This is a genomic window from Methanomethylovorans hollandica DSM 15978, assembly GCF_000328665.1.
In the GTDB taxonomy this organism is placed as follows: Archaea; Halobacteriota; Methanosarcinia; order Methanosarcinales; family Methanosarcinaceae; genus Methanomethylovorans; species Methanomethylovorans hollandica.
This window is the reverse complement of record NC_019977.1, coordinates 1215260-1238454: the sequence shown is the minus strand read 5'-3', so window position 1 is coordinate 1238454 and position 23195 is coordinate 1215260. Positions and strand designations below refer to the sequence as shown.

The 23195-nt window shown below is 44.2% G+C and carries 22 protein-coding genes; 9 read left to right on the top strand and 13 right to left on the bottom strand.

Annotation, left to right across the window (positions count from 1 at the left end):
* The first annotated feature begins 66 nt into the window (after positions 1-66).
* Entirely contained in the window at positions 67-2196 is a 2130-nt protein-coding gene (locus METHO_RS05990; protein ID WP_015324647.1) for a copper-translocating P-type ATPase, read from the top strand.
* A gap of 157 nt (positions 2197-2353) precedes the next feature.
* Here METHO_RS05990 and METHO_RS05985 read toward each other — a convergent pair whose 3' ends face one another.
* From METHO_RS05985 to METHO_RS05975, 3 genes are all read right to left on the bottom strand, one after another.
* A complete protein-coding gene (locus tag METHO_RS05985; protein WP_048831071.1) occupies positions 2354-2857 on the bottom strand; it encodes a hypothetical protein in 504 nt (167 codons plus the stop codon).
* A gap of 294 nt (positions 2858-3151) precedes the next feature.
* On the bottom strand, positions 3152-4027 hold the full coding sequence (locus METHO_RS05980; RefSeq protein ID WP_015324645.1) for a cation diffusion facilitator family transporter: 876 nt from the start codon (positions 4025-4027) through the stop codon (positions 3152-3154).
* A gap of 277 nt (positions 4028-4304) precedes the next feature.
* A complete protein-coding gene (locus METHO_RS05975; RefSeq protein WP_015324644.1) occupies positions 4305-6116 on the bottom strand; it encodes a KUP/HAK/KT family potassium transporter in 1812 nt (603 codons plus the stop codon).
* A gap of 394 nt (positions 6117-6510) precedes the next feature.
* On the opposite strand from METHO_RS05975, the gene METHO_RS05970 reads away from it, so the two are divergent.
* Positions 6511-7458 carry a DUF475 domain-containing protein gene (locus METHO_RS05970; protein WP_015324643.1) on the top strand — a complete coding sequence of 316 codons (948 nt, stop codon included), beginning with the start codon at positions 6511-6513 and terminating at the stop codon, positions 7456-7458.
* 224 nt (positions 7459-7682) lie between these two features.
* Here the strand turns inward: METHO_RS05970 and larC are convergent, their stop codons facing one another.
* On the bottom strand, positions 7683-8882 hold the full coding sequence (larC, locus tag METHO_RS05965; protein ID WP_015324642.1) for a nickel pincer cofactor biosynthesis protein LarC: 1200 nt from the start codon (positions 8880-8882) through the stop codon (positions 7683-7685).
* Positions 8879-9673, bottom strand: coding sequence for a nickel pincer cofactor biosynthesis protein LarB (larB, locus tag METHO_RS05960; RefSeq protein WP_048831260.1), 795 nt, complete (start codon positions 9671-9673; stop codon positions 8879-8881). Before larB ends, larC begins: the two co-directional genes overlap by 4 nt.
* Before the next feature lie 629 nt (positions 9674-10302).
* Between larB and METHO_RS05955 the strand changes: the two genes are divergently transcribed.
* From METHO_RS05955 to METHO_RS05930, 7 genes are all read left to right on the top strand, one after another.
* Positions 10303-11529 carry a tyrosine-type recombinase/integrase gene (locus METHO_RS05955; RefSeq protein WP_015324640.1) on the top strand — a complete coding sequence of 409 codons (1227 nt, stop codon included), beginning with the start codon at positions 10303-10305 and terminating at the stop codon, positions 11527-11529.
* 70 nt (positions 11530-11599) lie between these two features.
* On the top strand, positions 11600-11821 hold the full coding sequence (locus METHO_RS05950) for a hypothetical protein (RefSeq protein ID WP_015324639.1): 222 nt from the start codon (positions 11600-11602) through the stop codon (positions 11819-11821).
* A 36-nt stretch (positions 11822-11857) separates the two neighbouring features.
* A complete protein-coding gene (locus tag METHO_RS05945) occupies positions 11858-12049 on the top strand; it encodes a hypothetical protein (protein ID WP_015324638.1) in 192 nt (63 codons plus the stop codon).
* Entirely contained in the window at positions 12049-12510 is a 462-nt protein-coding gene (locus tag METHO_RS05940) for a hypothetical protein (RefSeq protein WP_015324637.1), read from the top strand. Before METHO_RS05945 ends, METHO_RS05940 begins: the two co-directional genes overlap by 1 nt.
* Entirely contained in the window at positions 12495-12668 is a 174-nt protein-coding gene (locus METHO_RS13625) for a hypothetical protein (RefSeq protein ID WP_156811047.1), read from the top strand. The genes METHO_RS05940 and METHO_RS13625 overlap by 16 nt, the downstream gene beginning before the upstream one ends.
* Positions 12665-13069, top strand: coding sequence for a hypothetical protein (locus METHO_RS05935; RefSeq protein WP_015324635.1), 405 nt, complete (start codon positions 12665-12667; stop codon positions 13067-13069). Before METHO_RS13625 ends, METHO_RS05935 begins: the two co-directional genes overlap by 4 nt.
* Before the next feature lie 30 nt (positions 13070-13099).
* Positions 13100-13288 (top strand): hypothetical protein, encoded by a 189-nt coding sequence (locus tag METHO_RS05930; RefSeq protein WP_156811046.1) that lies wholly within the window; start codon positions 13100-13102, stop codon positions 13286-13288.
* A 5-nt stretch (positions 13289-13293) separates the two neighbouring features.
* On the opposite strand, the gene METHO_RS05925 is transcribed toward METHO_RS05930, so the two are convergent.
* The 8 genes from METHO_RS05925 to METHO_RS05895 are packed head-to-tail and all read right to left on the bottom strand — an operon-like array spanning position 13294 to position 23154.
* Complete coding sequence (locus METHO_RS05925) at positions 13294-14994, bottom strand: right-handed parallel beta-helix repeat-containing protein (RefSeq protein ID WP_015324634.1); 1701 nt, start codon at positions 14992-14994, stop codon at positions 13294-13296.
* A 10-nt stretch (positions 14995-15004) separates the two neighbouring features.
* Positions 15005-15715, bottom strand: coding sequence for a hypothetical protein (locus METHO_RS05920; RefSeq protein ID WP_015324633.1), 711 nt, complete (start codon positions 15713-15715; stop codon positions 15005-15007).
* Entirely contained in the window at positions 15712-18021 is a 2310-nt protein-coding gene (locus METHO_RS05915) for a DUF2341 domain-containing protein (RefSeq protein WP_015324632.1), read from the bottom strand. Before METHO_RS05915 ends, METHO_RS05920 begins: the two co-directional genes overlap by 4 nt.
* Positions 18022-18034: 13 nt before the next feature.
* A complete protein-coding gene (locus METHO_RS05910; RefSeq protein WP_015324631.1) occupies positions 18035-18406 on the bottom strand; it encodes a phage tail fiber protein in 372 nt (123 codons plus the stop codon).
* Positions 18406-18528, bottom strand: coding sequence for a hypothetical protein (locus METHO_RS14265; RefSeq protein WP_015324630.1), 123 nt, complete (start codon positions 18526-18528; stop codon positions 18406-18408). The genes METHO_RS05910 and METHO_RS14265 overlap by 1 nt, the downstream gene beginning before the upstream one ends.
* The gene (locus tag METHO_RS05905) at positions 18525-18929 is read right to left on the bottom strand and encodes a hypothetical protein (protein WP_015324629.1); all 405 of its coding nucleotides are present in this window, start codon (positions 18927-18929) and stop codon (positions 18525-18527) included. Before METHO_RS05905 ends, METHO_RS14265 begins: the two co-directional genes overlap by 4 nt.
* Complete coding sequence (locus METHO_RS05900) at positions 18926-22945, bottom strand: phage tail tape measure protein (protein WP_015324628.1); 4020 nt, start codon at positions 22943-22945, stop codon at positions 18926-18928. Before METHO_RS05900 ends, METHO_RS05905 begins: the two co-directional genes overlap by 4 nt.
* Positions 22942-23154: a hypothetical protein gene (locus METHO_RS05895; protein ID WP_156811045.1), complete on the bottom strand. Its 213-nt coding sequence runs from the start codon at positions 23152-23154 to the stop codon at positions 22942-22944. Before METHO_RS05895 ends, METHO_RS05900 begins: the two co-directional genes overlap by 4 nt.
* Positions 23155-23195 lie beyond the last annotated feature (41 nt).

The window sequence follows — 23195 nt, the reverse complement described above, 5'->3', positions numbered from 1 at the left end:
ACAAAGAAACGGTAGAAGTCATGACAGAACTTTCGGGAACAAATCTGGACAACCGGGGTGGAACACATGGGGAATGATGAGATGTCAATCCATGAGCACATGCAGCATGATATGGGGCAGCAGACAATGGAACACCACCCATCTCATGTGGAACAAGGGGACATGAAGCGTGGTGAACATAGTCCACTGGCTAAACACGCCGAACATACTAACCATCACGCAATGATGGTGGAAGATTTCAAGAAACGCTTTTTTGTCTCTATTATCATCACTATCCCTGTGCTTTTACTGTCTCCCATCATCCGTGAGTTCCTTTTTACATTAGGGATAACAGTTCCCGGTTTCTCCGGAGACATTTATGTACTATTCTTGTTGTCTACGGTCCTATTTTTCTACGGAGGCTGGCCCTTCCTTAAGGGAATCAGGGATGAACTGACTTCACATGCTCCTGGTATGATGACCCTGATAGCTATAGCTATCACAGTTGCATATGTCTACAGCAGTCTGGTCGTGTTTGGCCTAATGGGAATGATCTTCTTTTGGGAACTGGCAACGCTTATAGATATCATGCTTCTGGGACACTGGCTGGAGATGCGCTCTATAATGGGAACATCAAAGGCACTTGAAGAACTGGCAAGGCTGCTACCTTCTGATGCCCACCGGGTCGATACAAATGGAAATGTTAATGATGTTCCTTTGGAAGAGATCATTGCCGGTGACCTGCTGCTTGTAAAGCCAGGTGAGAAGATCCCGGCGGATGGTGTGGTCGTTGAAGGAAATACCTCTGTCAATGAAGCTATGCTTACAGGTGAATCGAAACCCGTTACCAAAATTAAAGATAAGGAGGTCATCGGAGGTTCCATCAATGGCGAGGGAGCTATAAAGATCAAAGTGAAGAAAACAGGAGCCGGATCTTTCCTTTCCCAGGTAGTAGCACTTGTCAGGGAAGCCCAGGAAAGCAAATCTCATACCCAGGATCTTGCTGACAGGGCTGCCAAGTGGCTTACTATAATTTCCCTCAGTGTAGGTACTCTCACATTGTTGGTGTGGACTCTGCTTATCCAGGCCAATTTTGCATTTTCCCTGGAAAGAGCTGTTACAGTAATGGTAATAACTTGTCCTCATGCTCTGGGTCTTGCAATTCCTCTGGTAGTTGCCATATCCTCTGCGCTGGCAGCACGCAATGGCCTACTTATCAGGAACAGAGTAGCCTTTGAGAACGCTCGCAACCTGAATGCCATTATATTCGACAAGACCGGTACGCTGACACAGGGCAAGTTCGGAATAACTGAAACTGTTATTTTCGATGCCACAATGGATGAAAAAGAACTGCTCAAGTATGCCACTTCTGTGGAAGCTAATTCAGAACATCACATTGCCAGGGGAATAGCGGCATCAATGGAGGATATGTATAATGTAGAGGATTTCCTATCCATTCCTGGGAAAGGAGCCCAGGGAATGGTAGAAGGAAAGGAAGTAAAGGTAGTTAGCCCTGGATATCTGAGAGAACAGGGCATTAACGTTGAAAATGAAGTTGTGGACAAACTCAGATCCCAAGGCAAAACAGTTGTTTACGTCATGATGGATGGAATAGTGAAGGGTGCCATTGCCTTGGCTGATATCATCAGACCAGAATCTAAACTGGCAATTTCCACACTAAAAGAAATTGGAATCAAATGCATGATGCTTACCGGTGATAATGAACAAGTTGCAAGATGGGTTGCAGAAGAGATAGGACTGGACGAGTATTTTGCCGAGGTGCTGCCACAGGAAAAGGCTGCCAAAGTGAAAGAGGTACAGTCAAGAGGTCTTGTGGTTGCTATGACCGGAGATGGAGTGAACGATGCTCCTGCTCTTGCCCAAGCGGACATAGGGATCGCCATAGGAGCAGGGACCGACGTAGCTGTGGAAACAGCAGATATAATACTGGTCAAAAGCAATCCCAAAGATGTTGTTTCTATAGTCGTTCTCTCCCGAGCTACCTACAGAAAGATGCTTCAGAACCTCTTCTGGGCCACGGGATATAACGTGGTGGCAATACCACTAGCTGCCGGTGTACTGTACAATCAAGGGATATTACTATCTCCTGCGGTTGGAGCTGTCCTTATGTCCCTTAGCACTATAATTGTAGCTATAAATGCCAGGTTTTTGTCAATGACAGGATTACAAAATCCTGAACTTGATTTACACCCTTAAAGACAAGATATCGTATTGATCTTTTTTTACTTTGTTCCAGCTTTGACCCATTCCCATCCACGATAGAGGGCTTAAAGTTAGAGCATTGCGAGACAAAGCTGAGCAAGCGGTGAAGGGCAGCCCGACAATTAACAAACCATCTATAAGATATTGGTTTTCAGGCATACTTTCTATGAAGACCTACAATAATAAAGAATCCTACAAATGCAAACATTGATTCAAATCCCGGAGACTTGGGTGTCTCAGTTATATTACTTACTGGTATCTGAGTAGTTGGTTTTTCCTGAGCCGTGTTGTTCGCTGGAACTTCAGCAGTTGGTTTCTCCAAAGTTATATTGCTCATCGGCACTTCAGTAACCGTCTGTTCCTGAGTTATGTTAGGAGTCGTTGCACCTGGCATTACAGGTGTGGTTTGTGGATAATCATCGGGATTTCCCGGAAATGTCAAAGCATTGATCTCCTCTGTATTAGTGAATCCATCATTATCCGAGTCAAGAGTCTCTATCGCTGCAAAGTTTCTTCCATTTGCTGAAGATGCCCTGCCATAAGGGTTTAGAGACTCTCCCGCAATATGACAGGTATTGCATGAATCAAGCTTTGTGCCGGCGGTATTATAATTCTGATTGAAAGATGTCAAGTAGCTGGATTTTGCTGCCACCATAGGCGCCCCGATCAAAACTACTACCGTTAAGAACAATATAATAATTAGTTTATAGTTCACATCTATCACCAACCTTCCCTATTATTATTAATTAGGTGTCACACAATATTTAAGTGCACTGTGTAACTCTTCTTTTAAACAACGCATTAACCTTGGCGTACCTGATTCATTGTATACTCTGATCTTGTTTCATTAAGCATAGGCGTTGTCGTCCAATCGCCGACAGCAAACGAAGCATCAACTGCAAATACAGCTATGATTCATGGTCTGAGATGTACTGATATGCTTTTTCCTTTAAGATGCAGGCTCGATTGAAACGGGCTCTATGTGAATGACTACATCTTGTACTCCATCGAAACGTTCTTTCAATTTGTCTTCAACTTGGTGGGCAATTAAATCTGATTCGACAATAGAGAGGTCATGCCGGACTCCTATTCTCATATCCATAAATATGTTACCTGCTACTCCTCTCGTTCGTATAGTTGTACACTCCAAAACCCCTTTTATTGAATAGGCTACCTTACATATTTCCCCGGGGTCAAGCTGTGACTGGTCACATAGCACAGATGCACTTTGTATGACGATAGAGTAACCTGCGCGTATGATCACTCCTGCAATGACAACAGAAATCAAAGGGTCGATTATTGGGAAGCCTGCTTTGATAGCAATGAGCCCAATGATTACAGAGAGAGAAACATATATATCACTTTTAGTGTGCATCGAATCGGCAATAAGCACTTCACTTTGAAGTTTCTTTCCGCTTCTATACTCATAGGTTGTGACAAAGTAATTGACCATCATTGTTCCTATCATTATCAAGAAGCTTATCAAAGTAACTTCAGGAACATCACTGCTGCCAAACCTGGAAAATGCAGAACTTACTATTTTAAGAGCCACGGATATAAGCAGCACTGCAATAAAAACGGAAGCTAATGTTTCAAACTTGCGGTGTCCGTATGGATGTTCTGCATCTGGTGGCTTGGAGGCTACTTGAATACCAACTAAACCTACTATATTGGAAACACCATCGAATAAAGAATGATAACCATCGGATTGCATACTTAACGTATTTGTCAGCATTCCATAGCTGATCTTAGCAACCGAAACTGCCAGATTGAGAAACAAAATAAGAATCATTATGTTTCGGATTTTTCTGTAGCGTGTATCCATCGGTATCTCTTAAGAAAATGACGCGGTAATATATAATACAGTAGGATTTTTATATCAACAAAGTAATGTTGCACCTATATTTTTTGCCAAAGGCTACCAGACGTATTTGATCCGATAAGTGCATATATGTATTGATGCATCAAGGCAAGTTGATTCATACTATCCCAGCACGGATACGCTCAAAAGAGCGTGTCGGTGCCCCAGCCACGATAGAAGGCTTAAGGTGCGAGCATTGCAAGGCAAAGCTGAGCAAGCGGAGAACTCTAGTCTGACAATTTCACATTTCTACTCTCGTGACAACACCATGAATTTTATCTGGGGAGAGTTCATGGAATTGCACAAAAGAAGGCGACATTTTTTTCATAATGGAGAATATTTTCCACGCAGGATTATCAGTTACGATATCTTCAACTCCGTAGAATATTGTTTTTTCATCTATTCCCGCAGTTTTTAATATCTCTGAAAGGTCTATCACTTCCATATATCCCATTGTTATTTCAAATGTTCTCAATCCATCCGCAAGTTTTTCCTTGAACAAACTTGCTACACCAAAAGGATTGTCAAGTATGACAATAGTAACAAGAATATTATCTTTATAGACTATCCCATTATCTAACATAGTATGTGTAATATACTGGGGAATATTACTTATGCTCCTGGCAAAAAAGAGGGCTGTTCCCTCTATTTTGTTTGTAAAATGATATGCCAGGTTATATTTTTTAAGAAAAACATTTATGTCCATGGGGGATAAAGACTTATAAAGTTTTTGTTGTCCATTCGTATAAATTAGAATCATGCTCAGACAAAAAAGCGCAATTAAAAGAGACCAATAACCTCCATGGGATAATTTGTACGAGTTGGAAATGAGAAAAATCATTGCAACAGATGTTACACACATAGAGATAATGGTTTTTACTACTTGTTTTTTGAAGTAAAATATAAAGGTCATCATTATGCCTGTGATTACCATTGTGCCTGTAACAGTCAATCCATATGCAGCAGCAAGTCTGCTGGATTCCTTAAACTCAAGTATCGCAAACAGTACAGCAATAAGAAGCAACCAATTCACAAAACTGATATAGATCTGCGATTTAATTACATCCGAAGTATATTCTATTTTAAAAAGTGGTGCAATTCTGGTAGTTATTGCCTGATATGCTATTGAAAACATGCCGCTGATCATAGCCTGGGAAGCTATCACCGTAGCCATGATGCTAAGGATAAAGAAAGGCACATACAAAAAATGTGCCTGTTGAAATATCATCTCATACAGTATGTTATGGGAGTCTGGATTTCTGATCAGGAATGCTCCTTGTCCAAGGTAAGACAATAACAGTGCAACAAAAACTAATCTCCAGGCTTTTAGAATCGGTTCTCTGCCAAGATGACCCATGTCGGCGTATAATGCCTCACCGCCGGTTGCACACAGGATAACTTCAGATAATACGAAGAATCCTGCCCATCCATGATGTAACAGGAAATTTATAGCATAATATGGATTTATGGCTTTAAGAACGGATGGTGTGTAAAAAATAGAGACAATACCCGAGAGAGCAATAGCTAAAAACCATAGAACCATCAAAGGCCCGAATATCCATGCTATCTTTTCAGTTCCCTTTTTCTGGAAAGAAAAAAGACATATTGCAATCACTCCGGCAATCAGCATCAAAGTCTCTTGTTTGATGGATTCAAAACCTTGAATAATCCGTATACCCTCTACTGCACTGAGTATACTGATAGCAGGTGTTATTATGCCATCACCAACAAGGAATGAGATACCAATATATGATAATATTGTGACTATCACTACTTTTCTACCTGGCTTTAGTAGAGGAACAAGGAGTTCTTTAAGTACAATAGTTCCTCCTTCACCTTTTTTTCCAAGGTTCATAGCAAGCCAGGAATATTCGATGGTTACAAGTATCACAAGTGTCCAGACAATTAAAGACAGAACTCCTATTACATTAGCAGGTGTAACGGCTGTAAGAAGAAAGATAACCGTAAGCGTGTAAATAGGACTTGTACCAATATCACCAAAGACAAGTCCAGTGGATTTAATAATCCCTCCGAGATCCCTTTTGTTAAACACAATAATCCCATCAACTTGATTTAGCAATATCTATTAAAAATAAAAAAATTAGAATAGAAGTGTGTTGAGAAATTTTTTTTGTACCTGTGCCTAATAAAATGACTGCATGGCATATCCTACAACAAGTATATGAACATTTTGATTAAATGATCGCAAATCATTAAAGTAATCCTCGCGTGGATTTGCCTACCTTATATGAGAGAGAGGAATTTTACAAAATCTGTTTTTTATTTATCTGTCCCTACATCACGTTTTTTCAGTTTTGCTTTTCCTATATTTTAAACTGTTTCTTCTATACACCCCATTCAGTATAAATACTAGAACTATAGTATAAGTGCAGAAACGTTTATTGTATATCCCGAATTTTATTTTATGTCCAAAATAGAGGCGTGCTATGGATCTCCTATCAATGATCATGATAGTCGGTGGTTTATGCTTATTTGAAACTATCAGCAGTATCGATAATGCCATCATCAATGCTCAGGTGCTGTCTACCATGGGGGAGAAAGCACGCAGATGGTTTTTGATATGGGGACTATTCTTTGCGGTTTTTGTGATCCGCGGACTTTTACCATGGGTTATCGTATGGGTAAGTACACCTTCCCTAGGACCAATTGGTGCCCTTACTGCGACATTCAGCAATGATCCTAAAGTAATAGAAGCAATTGAAACCGCAGCTCCTGCTTTGTTGATGGGTGGCGGAGTATTCCTGCTGTTCCTGTTCTTGCACTGGCTGTTCCTGGAAAAGAAGAATTTTGGGATATGTGGAGAACCTTATTTTATGAAAAAAGGTGTCTGGTTCTTTGCTATCGTGTCAATAATACTATCCGTTATTGTGTGGTATAGTCTGAAAATAAACTATCTTATCGCTTTCAGTGCAGTAATTGGCTCAACTGCTTTTTTCATTACTCATGGATTCAAGGAGAATGCGGAAAAAAGTGAAAAAGATCTCGTCCAAAAAAATATGTCAGATATGAGCAAGATATTCTATCTGGAGATCATAGACGCAACTTTTTCTATAGATGGTGTCATCGGAGCATTTGCATTCACTCTCTCAGTGCCATTAATAATTCTTGGAAACGGACTCGGAGCTTTTGTAGTCAGAGAACTGACAATAGGCAATATCGATAGGATCCAGAAATACATGTATCTGAAGAACGGAGCAATGTATTCTATATTGTTCCTGGGCATGTTCATGATCATGGATGGTTTCGGATATCATATACCTTCGTATCTGTCGCCAATGGCAACATTCTTCATAGTGATCTATTTCTTCTATAAATCAAAGAAGCAACTCAATACTGCAGAAATCGATTCCAGTTGTTTGTTAAAACAAGAGTAAAAGCAAAACCCGACATTCCTCGTAAAGCATGCAATTCAAAAACAGAAAATTAAGTATGCAAAGGCTGACTGAAAACTATCAGCCCTAATTCCTGCGATGAAAGGCATACATCTGGACTTTTTTCATCTTTGCAAGGTTCTGTATCCTTTGTATCTCGTCTTCTTCAATTACTCTTGCATCTATATAAGGGCAGTCAATAATTTTAATAAATAATCGTAGACTATTTACAACAGATCAGCAGGTCCATGTTTATTCCATGCTTCTTCTTCAACTTTTCTTATAACGTCCTTCAGAGGCAGATCAGTTTCTTTGGCAACTCGCTTGCAATCTTCATACTCTGCAGAAATATGCAAGATCACACCATTATGGTCCTCAGCTATCTTCACGGGCATATCGTATGCATTTCCCCTTATAAGGACACTTACGCTTTCCATGCGCCTGTCGGCAGTATAACGATGTCTGGTAGGGATCACACGGATCCCCAGAGTACCGGTTTCCCTCATGATTTCCCGTGCTAGAGTAGCACTATGCTCAGGTTTTGTAATTACTTTTATAATATGTCCGGTACGTCCTTTTTTCATGGTAGCAGGGATAATGGCAACGTCCCTGGCTCCCATTGAAAGTAATTTCTCGAACAGGTTACCCAGCACTTCTCCGGTGACATCGTCCACATTTGTTTCCAGTACCTCAATGGAATCTCTGGAGAGGTCATCCTCTGTATTTATGAGAGTGCTACGCAGCACATTAGGATCTTCGGTATCAGCATCTCCTGCACCGTAACCTACAGACAGGATCTTTCCCCTGGGAAAATTTTCAAGGGGAAGGGCAAAGTGACCCAGGATGGCAGCTCCTGTGGGTGTAAGAAGTTCCCTGTTCCCTGAACCATAGAATGACAGACCCGTGAGTTGCAGGATCTCAAGGGTGGCAGGAGCTGGTACAGGCATGGAACCATGGGCGGCCTTAACCCTGCCCCCCCCTACATTAATAGGTAGACAGAAAATTGCATCAGCATCTATTTCGTGCATTGCATAACAGGAACCTATTACATCAGCTAAAGCATCGTTCTGGCCGACCTCATGAAAGTGCAGTTCATCAAGGGATATGCCATGTACTTTCGATTCGGCTTTTGCCATAAGATCGAAAACTGCCAGTGCACTATGTTCAACTCTGGGTGGCAGACCGGCATTTATCACAATGTCCACCAGATCATCATAGTGGCGTGCATGTTCCTCGTGTGCTGCGTCTATGTGTACATCCACTGCAGAAATACCTCTTTTCTTGGCTTCACCTATCCTTACTGATACGTCCACTGCAGATTCTATGATTTTACTTATCTTTTCTCTGTCAGCTCCCAGAGCAATGAGGGTTCCAAGGATCATATCCCCAGATGCACCTGAAAAAGCATCAAAAATGAGCGTCCTCATGACTGTGTCTCCCTGTTTTTCCCGTCACGGGCCCTTGCAACACTATTGGCTATCCTTGCAGCAAAAGCTCCTGCAACGAACCCTGCGTCGATGTTCACGACCGCAAGTACAGAGCATGACTGCAACATTGAAAGGAGTGCAGCCTCACCCTTAGCGCCTGCCCCATAACCAGTTGATACAGGCACACCGATCACAGGCACGTCCACAAGACCCGACACAACTGTAGGTAGTGTGCCTTCCCTGCCAGCAGCTACCACTATGGAATCCGGCTTATGTGACTGCAGCTTGGACATCTCACCGACAAGCCTGTGAAAACCGGCAACTCCAACATCATAGATCGCGATCGTCTCACACCCCATTTCAGAAGCTACTATGCGGGCTTCTTCAGCAACTGTGATATCAGCCGTCCCTGCAGAAATTATTGCCACTACACCTCCTGTTTTTGAAACAGGTGTGCCATTGTGCACCACTACTGTCTTTTTGTATTTCCCCCATTCCAGCTGTTCAGGCCCGATGGCAGCTTCCAGTAACTTTACATTTGTCTCATTAAGACGTGTTATAAGCGCCCTGCCACATGCATCTACATGGGCTTTTGCTATTTTGACCACGTCTTCAGGTTCCTTGCCCTCCGCAAGGATGGCTTCCATGATCCCGGTGCGCTGGCTGCGACAAACATCTATCTTTGCAATATCGGAAACCGGTACATAACCCATGCCGCGTATAAGAGACTCCGCAGCATCAAGGTCTGTTTCGTTGTTCTTTATTTTAAGCAGGATATCTTTGAGGTCCATGTTCACACTCGGATATTGTAGTAAAAGTTTAAGATGCTTTCCCAGTATCATATTGACTTATTTTCATAAAGGACAAAATTAAATAAATTCTATAAACGATCTTTAGAATTTCTAGTAAGAGATTGTAGAAAAAATAGCAGAAAAGTCAATGTTCCTGACAAATATCTTTTTTAAAAAGTATTATAAAAAGTATTATGATTCCCTGCCCGCCATCACATTACTTGTTGTTGAACTGAGCATAGACTACCGCTGCAGCAATTATACAGCCGTATACTCCTAGCTTGATTGTCCTCGCTATCATTTATACCACCTCTCGTTTTTTATAAATGATTTTTGTTTATCATACCACTGTTGCAACGATCAATCCAATATCTTTTTTGTATCATTAGCCACTTTATAGGTGCTCTGCAAGCTATTCTTTGTTGTTTCAGCATATAAATATATCCTATACAGTACATATAGAAATTATCATAATGATAAGTTTGAATATAAAAATTTGAGCTTTAGAACCAAACAAATTAAAGTAAAACGTATATACTCTAAAAGCAGTATGCATTACCATGAGAAAAGGGGTCATAATCTTTCTGAATACCAGAACTTACTTATCATAATACGCTTTCTTTTTTGGTATGGATAAAGCCGAACTAGCCGAAGATCTAGCTGTGCAGGAATGGAAGCGGTCTATTTCCCCCGCCCCTACAACATGGGCTTCATATTGTCAGATCCTATTACAGTATTGCAGATGGACCCAGAAAACACCTAGCGAGATGCTAGAGGAAGCAGAGAGAGAGCGAAACTTACAGCGTAGGCTCCAGACCCATAGAGCAGAATTGCTGAGGTACAAAGAGTACCTGGAAGAGCAGGGCAAAGCGCCTAAGACTGTAAGAAAATTCATAGATGTAATGCGCTCTTTCTACAATACTTTTGATATCAATGTCAATGTAGGCAAGCTCAAAAGAGCTGCTCCCAGGGAAGAGCATACAAAGATCCCTAGTATAGAGGATATAAGAAAAGTCCTTGAGGTTGTGGGCCCACTGGAACGGGCTCTTCTCCTGGTAGGCTGTAGCTCTGGGTTAGGTGCTAATGAAATAACTAACCTCAAAATATCGCAGTTCAGAGAAGGGTACGACTCGGAGACCGGGCTCGCTATGCTATATATCAGGAGAGAAAAGGCTCAGTACGATCATGTTACTTTCTTAAGCCCGGAGGCTTCCAGAGCAGTACAACAGTACCTAGCGTGGAGAGACGTGCCGCCTATCTCCAAAAACAAAGATGTAGTCGCAGCATATCAAAAGAGACGGACAACTGATGACGGATACCTCTTTGTCAAGGGACATATACCTGCAGCATATCTTGAGACGCAGGATGAAGAGCTGCGCAAGTATAGCCGCACTTCTTTTGCAGAAGTGTATAGGGAGATGCAGCATATCATTGAGAGTAAGAAAGGAGCGGGCCAGTGGGGGCTCATCCGCTCTCATAACATGCGCAAGGTCTTTTACTCTGCTCTGATTAACGCAGGCTGTGACTCGATGATAGCAGAGTATTTTATGGGCCACACATTAGACGCTACACGAACAGCATATTTTAGGGCATCGCCCGACAAGCTGCGGGATCTCTACATACAGTACGTGCCAGCACTTACGATACAGGAAGCCGTAGACCTCGAAAGCTCAGAGGAATATCAAAGGATGAAGGATGAGAATCAAGCCTATGCAGCTACAAAAGGGAAGGACTCACTTAAGGTAGATATGGCATTAAGTGAGGTTGAGAGGCTCGAAAGAGAAATACATGCCCTCAAAGCATGGGTAGAAGTGAGGGATATTATCACACAAGCTAAGCTAAGAAAGAGCAAGTAATGTGCCAAAAACTATATATGTAATTAGCACCTATTAGTAATTGTAGTACGGGAATATGAAGGTGAAGAAAATGATGATAGAAGTAAGTAACGTTGGACACAGTGTATGGCCGGACAACAGTTATATTGAAAAACGCGTATCTAGGATGGGTTCTAGGTACGTGTGGTCAGTCCATTATACCGACTGTCTCGGTCTCCATGTGGAGACAGGAGCAGAAGCAAGTAAGTTCCGCGCGGAACTTGCGGCCAAGAGGACAGCGAGAATCCTTATTCCTAAGGATTGGAGGGAATAAGGAGATACAAATGCAGTGTCAAAGAGGTGAGGATTGATGCCCCGCCCCTCTATTGATATCCCCCTACATGATGATCTAAAATCCCTGCGAACCCTACTCGATGAGGGGTATAATCAAGTGGAGATTGTTGAGTATTATAATCTCAGAGGAATACCCCTATCTAGGGGAACCATCCAAAACAAAATAAAAGAGTTGAGGAGGACCAATGAGCAGGAGGAGTCTGAATAATGGACACGTCTACTGAATATATCACAATGTGCAGACAAGCACAGGAATTGCAAGAGAGATGGAAGCCGAGCGAAGGTGACTTTGTATTCCACAAATTAGATGGGAACGTGGTTACACTCCCCGCTTTGCCAGAATTGGCAAAAGTGGTGGTGGTCACTTCATGCACCTGGTTACCCCGGCTGGATCAACTTGTAGATCTAGTGAGGGAGCACTACATCAATATTAGCACAATTCAGCAATCAGCAATCAGAGTATTGTGCTCATTGTTCGACTGTGAACACAACATCTCATTGCTGCACAGTATACAGACTCCTGAACAATATATATTATCTGAATTGTATCAGGAGAAATATTCTAAGTGGTGGAATGGAGAAGATTGGTTGAGTCCCGCTGCATACATAGTATGGTATGGAATGTCCACTGAGCAGCAGGAGGATATCAAAAAGTGGGCAAAGGAATGAATACAGCAATGATTAATTTCACTGATAGAGCAGCCGCAGCATTGCTGCCGCTAGCCGAAAAAATCGGGCAAATCATGCAGAACTATGAAGCGCCTACCTTGAAAATGAGTAAGAAGGGGGGGGAGCTAAAATATATTACAATGAGGCGAATGAAATGACAGAAACAGACATTAGCAAACGTCTATATGATATACCTCGTGCCGCTGTGCTAGAGTCGTTGTATAGTGATTTTTTAAATTTGCGTGTACTGCCCTTGTATTTTGGCCCGGCTGTGAGAGGGGTAGAATATAGTATAGCCCTGAAATATGAAATCATAATACACGATATGTATAGAGGGGAGGTTGATACAGTCAGTGCCGAGCTGATTCACACAGGGGCAATAATGTCTGATATACTATGCAGTATAGGAGATGACACTTATGTCCACTGCACTACGGCAGAAATCGATTCACATATCGCAGAAAACATCAAAAACGAATTGGCCAAACACAGGGCCGCAAATCGTGTAATAATCAGAGTTTCGTTTGTGAAAACGATGCATGACGGGCCATGGGGATGATTGAAGGTGAGATTCCTATACCCTTTTATCATGCAGACCGAGTACCTAGACAAAACATGGAGAGACGTGCCCATATTGAGATTCTCTGATTACCTGCATTGGGCTCTACGGGAGGAGTTGAGAAAAGAGACCCCAAGAGCTAGAGATTATCATGAGTTACTAGACCTAATGGAAAAAGGAGAAGTTTTCAACAATATAAGGTTGGTGAAAAAAGAGTAAGCGCCTTACCCCTTTACCATCGTTCCCGATATGGGTATCTCAATATAATAATTATCAGCCGTTCTGAGTTTGAGATACCCGGTTATGCCATCCCCTTCTGTTTTTATTTTAGAAGTACCTACTTTTTCATTGACATAGAGCCGCTGGTTCCTGGTATCTACGCTTAACGTAAAGTGTATATTGTTCTCTACTGGAGTAGGCTCTATCGCTGGCTCAGGTTCCGGCTCTGGTGTAGGAGGTTCAGCTAACACTATATTAAGTTTCGCTTCTCCATATCGTCCGTCTGCCGTCCTGATTTTGAGCTCGTTGTATCCTGCAGATGCTTCAAGTGTAGGCAGGAGGAATTGTACTGACCCGCTTGACGCTTTTCTTTTGAGTGTCAGTGAGACCAATAGATCTGTTCCGGTGACGGCTGTCTGTAGCTTCGTTTCTGGGGAAGCTGTAGATACAAGAAACTCTACGTTCCTTGTACCGTACCTTCCATCTACGGACAGTTTGACAGTAGCTAAGGATAGAGTACTATTGCGAGGAGCTACAGCAGAAGTCTTGATATCGATAGTTTGAGTTCCTATTTTCCCAGCAGAGTCCACAACTGAGAGGATGGTTTGTATTACTTCTCCTGAATCAATCGGCTCAGCGTTCTCTACTGGGCTCGTAGGAGCCACTAGGTTGAGCGTTCCTTTCAGATTATGCGAGTATGTGGTTATACCCGTAAGTTTGTTTCCTGAGCCTCTGATCGAACCTCTTGCCTGATCTATCCTAAACCCATAGCGGCAATTACTGACAGTATTATTATTGAAATTCCATCTGTAATTACCCGAGATTGGGTACAGAGCTTCAGACATCTCTATACAGTACATCAAGTTTTTGAACATGTTGTCCCTTATTTCTACTCCATCAAAACCTGCTCCTGCTATTCCTGCATTGCTGTAGCCATTGTATTTGAGATCATTGTTGTAGTACCTGCCCACAAAATCAAAAGTATTTTCGTAGATAGATACCTTATCACAGCTTGCTATATCCCCTAATAGCCAGATGCCTGAGCCGTTGAGCGTGTGGAAGTTATTGCCGTGAATCTTCATCTTCACGAACATCCGCTTGTCGAACTCAAGGCCCGGCCCTGTGCTCCAGGGCTCTATCTCAGACCATATCTCATTATCGTGAATATCCCAACCTGCTGCACCGTAAGACCAGCGGCCGCCCGAGTTGGTTCTGGTCATTACGTTGTTGCCTGCATAGACTCCATTATCACACCCATACATGAAATAGAAAGCATCGTGACCCAGATGAGCTACGGTATTGTTGAGGATCTTTGCCCCATCGCTGGTTGTAAGTTTCAGCCCATCGCTTGCACCATTACGGAGCAGGCAGTTTTGCATAGATACGTCATCACTATTCCTTAGCCAGCACAGCGCCAGCTCAGACCTGCCTCTAATTGCCCCTGGCTGTTTGGAGAAATTCCCGTCTAAGATAAGATCCTCAAACTCTACTCCGTCTACATTGTACCCAGAGAGCATAGGAGCAGACGGATGACTGGCTGCCATTTGCAGCACTGGCTTCTTTGTTTGGTCTGCTGCTACCAGTGCTGTATCTGATTTTGCTATAGCTGCTCTTCTGATAGAGTACGTACCTGGTTCTATCTCGATAGTGCCGCCCCTTGCAAGGGCTGCTATAAGTTCTGCGCTGCTTGATACTGTTGTCGCCATTGTTGTGTCCTCACGAATTAGTGATTGTGATGTTTGAAATCAGTCCTTTTGTAGAGCCGAATGCCTGATGCGTACCGTGTGCCAGTCCCGTACCTACTACGGTATCGGGATAATTGAGCTGTGTAGTCAGGCCGTACTCCAGAACGCAGGGATAAGGGACCCCCTGAGGTAGTCCGTTTCTTGTCATCCCAGACATGCCTCCTGATGCTGTCCATATGATATGATATGTGGTTCCTATGTATAGCTGTTTTGAGGCATCACATACGTATTTGAATACTCCTCCCTGGGTAGCCATCACCTTGAGCCTGTAAGGATACGTATCAGACCCTATGCCAGAGAACCCAAACATCCAAACTATATTAGTGCCAGAGGTTGCCCTGCTGAACAGCTCATAGCCCCAATACGTAGCCCCTGGGTACTCATCTATCCTGATATCAAATTCTACTACCGTAGTAGAAGAAGGAACCTCGGGATCTTCAATAGTGAATTTGGGTTGTGGTTGCTGTACAGCCCAGCCTCTACCATTCCCCAGAGGAACAGTATATACTCGGTCTGTTGCCTCGCTTGCTGTTGCAGGGATTGCTACAGGAATAGCTTTGCCTTGAATTGGATATATTAATACCCGGTCATCAACAGCAGCAGTAGCATTGTTCTTAATGAACTCTGAACCCATTGAGCGAGTAGTGACAACTAGCCCCCTGTCTCCTACATTGTAAGTCATTCTAGCAGCCTCGCTTGTATTGTATTTCCGTTCTCAAGTAATACCGTAGCAGTAGTGCCGTTAATGGCTGTTATAGTGCCTGCTTGGATCTCTGCCTGAGTAGAGAATTTATTGTCTACTATTCCTACTGTTTCGGATACTGTGTTTGAATCGAACACATCTGCAAGTTCAGAGATAAGAGAGATATCCTGATCTACCGTACACTCTATAGTGACCGTGGAGTCTGCTTCCTGGATTGAGTGCGAGATGTTGACTATCCTCATTACTCCCATATTGGTTACAGCGGCCGGAAAACCATCACCGAGGAACCTTATTTTTTGCCATAACCTAAAATCATGCCTAAGCTTGAATGTTGCTCTGACCGTATACAATTCAGTAGACAGCCCAGCAAGCAGGAAAGCTGCCCGAGTATCGCAGATAGCCTGAGTAGTGTAGTTCAGTGACTCCTCGTAATACTCTCTTGCGTACTCATAGCCTCCTGTCAGCCTGTCTGTCTCTGCTACTGAGGTCAGGTACACATTGTTTACAGGGTCTCTGCCCCTAACGATTATTCTATTGTACGTTTTCTCAGACACTGGTTTTGCAGAGGGGATGCCTACAAGCGTCCCGTCTGTGTGGTACACATCGTATTGAGCAGGAAGATCAAGCCCTGCAGTAGGCTCATCTATGTTAGCTGGGTCTATGAAATATGCTATAGCATCGTCCCCATCCCAGGAGACTAGGAATAGATAGCCTAGATAGTCCGCTATCTTTTTGATGGCCTGCATCTTGGTTGTTTTGGGAGTAAGGGAAAACTCTGCTGTAGTGGTAGGCCCTGCCGCTATCCTATACGCTGTGATCCCTGTGCCCTCTAGGAGATGCTCTATCCAATCCCCCCAGGTAGGATACGCAGTGACTAGCTTGATCGTGGTTTCATCGTATGGGACTAGCTGCCTGCTCAGATAATACGCATAATCGTAAGCAACTACACTTGTTTTATTTGCTGCGTCCGATATTACATAATCTGGTTCAGGTATGATACCTGCAAATATCCGGTTGACGTCCCCGTATATGTCTAGCACATCGTAGAATATCCTACGCTGAGTAGGTGGTACAGTATGCCCCTCAAATTTGATATCCATTTGCCACATCGCATCTGCTATAGATTTGCGGACAGTAAGAGCAGTCCAGGGATACTGATCCAGGTCCATGCCCTCTATCAATGGATCGGCAGCAGGAGTAACGTAAACATCAGTTGAGGCATAGAGAGAGTCATTGACTGCTACTGTTGAAGGGGTTACAGTGATCCCCGTGGACGCTGTCAGGTAGTCCTTGATTTCCGCAGTAGGAGACAGCACTAGCCCTGTCTCGTATGGAGTCACCTCGGGTATAATTGTTACTGCCCGGGTTGCATAGTGTTTCCCGGTGAACCCGTGGGACGGAGTGATGTGCAGGCTGAACGATTCTATAATGTCCTCTTTGTTCGCACCGTCTACTGTCACAGTATAGTTCAGTAGTGTAGCAGAGGACTGCACCCTGACCCACCGTACGTATTGGTACGTATTGGGAGCATAGGCGTATAAACCAAATTGGCCAGCAGCAGACAGCATAGCAGTATGGGTATTTGGGCCTGTAATTGCTGTCCAGGAAGTATTTCCCACATAATATTTAGTGGCAGCTTTTGTACTGAATATATCTACTCTGTCCACTGCTGCTGTATTGTCAGACCATAGAGGAGATGAGCCGGACACATACGTACCATCCGACCATCTGCGAGGATAGGAGGAAGTATAAGACCTGGTAAATTGGACTTCTCCCCAGGAAGCCCTGAACACTATACCAAATTTCAAATTAGTATTAGCTTTTGTGACTATGCTTGCATAGATAGCCTTGTCATCGAGTCCACCGGATACCGCTCTATAGATTTTCTTGCCGGACGTGCTGCACTTGAGCAGGCTGCCCGATGCAGTCCACGAGGCAGTATCGCCGGACCAGTTGTCCGCCCAGTTCGCATCATTGAATTCATCGAATATGAAGAATGTGTTGGCTCCGCTTGATTCTGATGTAGCTGCAGCATTCCCATAATAGAAATTGATTGTTGTCTGTCCGGCTGGAACTCTGACCCAAACTCTTGCCACTGATCCAGCCGTAGCATAGTCAAAATAATACGGCAGTGGAGTACCGTCTGTTGCAGCAAAACGGAGGTCACTAAAATCAGAATTCATCCCAGTCTGGTAATAAATGTATACAAGCGCCTGCACCTCTTTAGCTTTTGCTGTATCTGCAAAAGTCACATGCCCTTTATACTTCCAGCCTGGATAAGCCATGTTATAACTCCGATTAGGATATTACAGCACTAATTGATACAAGAGCCTTTTCCCCGTTCTCATAAGCCTTGCCTGCTGCTAACAGGTGACGTACAAGCATAGTTCCTCCAGATGAGGCAGAGAATACCCCAAACTCTCTTATAGTTACGTCGCCTGTGAAGGCGAACTCCTTCTCCCATTTGGCTGTATTCGATGCCACATAGGAACAGGTAGCCGCCGCTCTTGCTCCTCCGTTTGCTGTGATCTCGGTCACTAGCTGCGTCTGTGTTGCTGCCTCTGCTGTGCTGCCGCTACCGATTGCGATATAGGTGAATGCTGGTACAGAATCCACACCATTGAGCAGCTTTGCAGCTGCCACTTTGCCTGCGTTAGTTAGTATTGCCATTATAAAACCTCTGTTACTTCTTTACCGTCTGGGTATACCGTTGTTTTCTCAACAGGTACACCATTGACATCTATTTTAGTTATTGAGATTATAAACTGTCCTGTTTCTATATTTGAGATCATGCGCTGCCTCCATCTATTAGGGCTGGGAGTTCATCCGCTACAGGTACGGGTAGAGTGCCAGTATGTTGTACAAAAGTGATATCGTATTCCCACCGCCCAGGAACACGGGTATACTTGAACCTAATGGGGGGCTTGATACAGCAGCCGCTATAGGTTATGCCATCAATTACAAGATCTGCGAATTTGCCCCGCTTGAGTCTGATTGCATCCCGCTCTACATCATCCTCTGTTAGACACCTATATGTTTTTGAGAACCTCGGAGTACTAGAGGTCTGTATAAACGTCTCTCCTGATGCTAGTCTGGTTTCGTTGTAAGAGAAATCGTCAACTATTTCAGGCTCAGAAAGAGCAGAGATCCTTAGAGAATCAAACACTACGTCAAGATAGTCGCCTGTACTCATGATTTGATCCCTCTCCTAAACCTGTCCCTAGTTGTCCGTCTGTTGATGTCATCCATCATCTCATCAAACCCATACTCGTTAGACATGTTAGCAGTGATATATATTGTGTCGCCCTCATAGGTGACGTTACCTGATCCTGGTCCAGAGCCTAGTCCTCTGCCTGCTGTAATGCTAGCTGCTTTAGCTAATGCATTGCTGATAGGATTGATAAGGATAGCATCCCAATTAGTCGCTTGGGGGATGGCTAATTCGTTCTTCTCCATCCAATGCCAGCCAGTGTACCCCGCTATGCCGCCAGTGTCGTGTTTTTCAAGGGGATTGTATCCTACTGTGGTAGGCGTACCAGATAGTGCTGTTCTGCCGCCGGTGTAGGAAGGGAGGGAGGTGATTCTAGCCGACCCTGTGCCACCCGATGAAGTGCCGCCTGTCCTGATATTTGAAGTAGAGGAGGTTGATATATTGGCAGAGTTGCCAGTCGACACTAACGACAGTACCGAGTTCACCGCTGACCTCAGTGAGGATATTCTAGAAGTGAGTCCGTCTACCATGCTCTGTACCCAGCTAGCAGCAGCACTATAGAACCTGCTCCCTGCATTGGATATAGCAGATATAATTGTATTGATCTCTGCCTGTATCCGAGATCTGATAGAAGCCCAGCCGGAACTAACACCGCTTGCTATGCTGCTCCAAGCACTGGCGATAGTTGCCCGGATGTTGTTCATTGCACTTGAGATAGCAGACTGTATAGATGCCCATATACTCTGTGAGGTTGCTCTGATGCCATTCAGTACTGAGGTGATTGTACTGTGAATAGAGTTCCATATATTCTGAGCAGTGGCTCTAATATTATTCAGTGATGCTGTTACGGAGCTCTGAATTGAGTTCCAAGCGTTGACAGACGTTGTTCTAATGTTGTTGAGTGCAGCTGTAATAGTAGACAGTATGGAGTTCCATATGTTGCTTGCAGTAGTTCTTATATTGTTCAGTGAGTTAGAGACAGAGGTCTGTATACTATTCCAGATAGTTGTTGATGTGGTTCGGATTGAATTGAGTGAGGTTGTAATTGAGGTTTGTATATTATTCCAGATAGTTGTAGACGTTGTCCTGATGCTATTGAGTGCAGTAGAGACATTTGTTTGTATTGCGCTCCAGGCAGTGCCTACTGTTGTTCTTATTGAATTCAATGCAGTAGTAATGTCTGTGCGCATTGTGTTCCAGGCATTGCTTACTGTTACTCTGATTGAGTTTAGGGACGTGGAAACCGAGGTTTGAATGTTCGTCCATGCTGTGCTTGTATCAGCCCGGATGGCTGTCAATCTCTCTGATATGGACTGCCGGATAGAGTTCCATGCTGTAGAGACAGAGGCAGATATGCCGCTCATGTGGGTTGAGACTGTAGTAGATAGCCCAGAGAAGGAGGTGTTAGCGTCTGTCCCTATCCCGTCTGCTTCGGTTTTGATATCCCCTCTAATCAATTTCCAGAATGTAACCACTGATGTCCTAAATGTACCGTCCTTGTCGGTCAGAGCCTCTTTGATATCGTCCCATGTATCAGTAATATCGGTCTCTATATCGTCCCATGCAGTAGAAGTGTCTAGGCCGACTGCATCCCATACTACCCCTATTACCTCTGCAAGTGCCCCGGTTCCCCATATGTTTTTGATGTCCTCATACGCTTCTGATACGGATGCCTGTATGTTTTCCCAAGCGTCCGCCCAGTCTCCATTGATGAGGTCTACAATGAACTCTAAAGCATCCCCTAAAGTATCCCACCAGGATTTGATACTGTCTATTATGGGAGGCAGTATGATCTGAAGTGTATTAATTGCAGGAATGAGAACATTGTCGAACAGCCACTCTGCTGCATCTGTGAGCTTCTGTATTGCATCGAGTGTGTCCTGCCCGTTCGCTGTCCACCATGCACTAATCTTCTCCAGTCCATCCCGCACAAATTCGACTACGATAGGGATAAGTGGCTCGATTGCATCATATAGATCATTGATTTTTTGCCACAGTGTGTTAAGCGTAGACTCTCCGTTAGCACTCCACCAATTGCTAATAGCAGTGAACCCTCTGGTTGCTAGATCCCATACTGTGTCTATGAGGTCTGAACCCGTTGTAATCAGCCATGTAAACGCAGTATTAAGAGCCGTCATTACGGTATTACCGTTAGCACTCCACCAATTGCTGATAGCTATAAGCCCTCTGTTAGCGAGATCAAGCACTACTGCAATAAGCTGTGAGCCAGTATCTATGATCCACGTAAAAGCAGCATTAAGCGCATTCATTACCCCGTTACCGTTTCCAGTCCACCATGTGCTAATTCCCGTGAGGGCTCGTTCTACAAGATCCCTAATAGTAGTAATTAGAGGGATAGCAGCCGCCTGTATTCTATCGAACGCAGCTCTCAGCGTCTCCATTACTCCGCTGCCGTTCTGCGTCCACCATGCGCTGATTAGAGTGAGTGCATTGAGTACAAGATTTCGTACAGCCTCGTAGACAGGAGTAATAAACGCTACTGTTCTCTGGAATGCTGCTATCAGTGCATCTAGTACCGCTCTGCCGTTAGCACTCCACCAATTAGAGATATACTCAAACCCGTCTCTAACTAGCGATTGTACTCTCTCCAGAAGGGCAAGAGCTACCCCTCTTAGGTTCTCAAACTGTTGAACTAACCAGGGGCCTACTCTATCCCAATTCGTGTATACAATGGCTGCTGCTGTTGCTATACCTGCAAGAGCCAGACCCACCGGACCGAATAGGATAGGCAGACCTGAGAACAATGTGATTATAGTACCTGTCGACTTAATCAGAGTACCAAAAGCAATAAGCGCAGGGCCAATTGCAGCCGCTAGCCCTGCTATCATTATGATGTTTTGTAATAAAGGAGTAGGAAGAGAAGAGAGCTGATTGAATAGCTCTGTAGCTCTGTCTATCCAGGGCAGCAGGGCATCTGCTATAAGATCCCCTATTGTGATCTGTAATGTTTCTATAGATCCCTGTAGCTGTCTGATTGCTCCACCTGCACCGCCCTCCATTGTGTCAGCCATTGTTTTGGCTGCGCCAGCTGATTCTGTAAGGGCTGCCGTCTGAGCCTCTATAGCAGGAGTACCCTGCCCTAACAGTGCTAGTACTCCGGGCCCAGAGTTGACCCCAAATACCGCCATTACGTCAGCGGCTGACATACCTGCTTTTGCCAGTACCTCCAGAATCTCAGTGAAGCTGGTTGTTGCCGGGTTGACCATATCTAGCTCAATCCCGTAACCGTGAAGTACCCCGGCTGCTTCATCAGTGGGTACGGCCAGCCTCTCTATAGCCCCTCTAAGAGCTGTGCCTGCTCTCTCTCCCTCAATACCAGCATTAGACAGACCTGCTATAAGGGAGGTAGTCTCTTCAATGCTCATACCCATAGCATTAGCGACAGGAGCAACATAAGAAAGCGCAAGCCCTAGCCCTTGTACATCAGTTGTAGAAATAGATGCGCCTATAGCCAGCAGGTCTACTACTCGCTGCGTCTGGTCTGCTTCCATGCCAAAACCCATAAGAGCATTAGCCGTAATGCCTGCTGCTGTACCAAGATCAAGAGCTCCGGCACTTGCTAGGGATAGCACTTGCTCAGTAGAGCTTAATATTTCATCAGTAGAAAATCCAGCTTGCCCAAGCTGTAGCATTGCCTCTGCTGCTTGTGAGCTAGAGAATGCTGTATCAGCGCCCATCCTAAGCGCTGCATCTCGGAGGATATCAAGAGAGTCGCCCGTTGATCCAGTGACGGCCTGCACTTGCCTCATTGCGTCATCAAAATCAACAGCAGTCTTGAGACCCAGCCCCCCGATAGCCATTAACGGAGCGGTGACTGCAAGGGACATAGACGTACCCATGCCCTGCAGCTGGGAGCCCATTGTCTGCATAGATCTCCCAAACCCTGCGACTCGCTGATCTAGCTGATTGAATGCGTTGGTTACGTCTGATATTTCACCAACAACGTTTACTGACAGGGTTTCGAGTACACCGCTCATGTTTTTATCAGGTCTCCGAATTGTTCATACAGGGCTTTACGGTCAGGGGTCTGCTCTGGCTCTTCTCTGTATATCCGCTTAGCTGGTTTCTTGGGATCATCAGAGCCGCTGTGCATTGCTTTCGCAAGAGTACCTACCAGGATCTGAGCCTTTGACTCCTCGAATTTGATCCCATTTTCGTAATAATCGAGGATTTCAACGAGGCTCATATGGTTGAGCAAATAATCGGGAGTTGCCCAACCATACATAG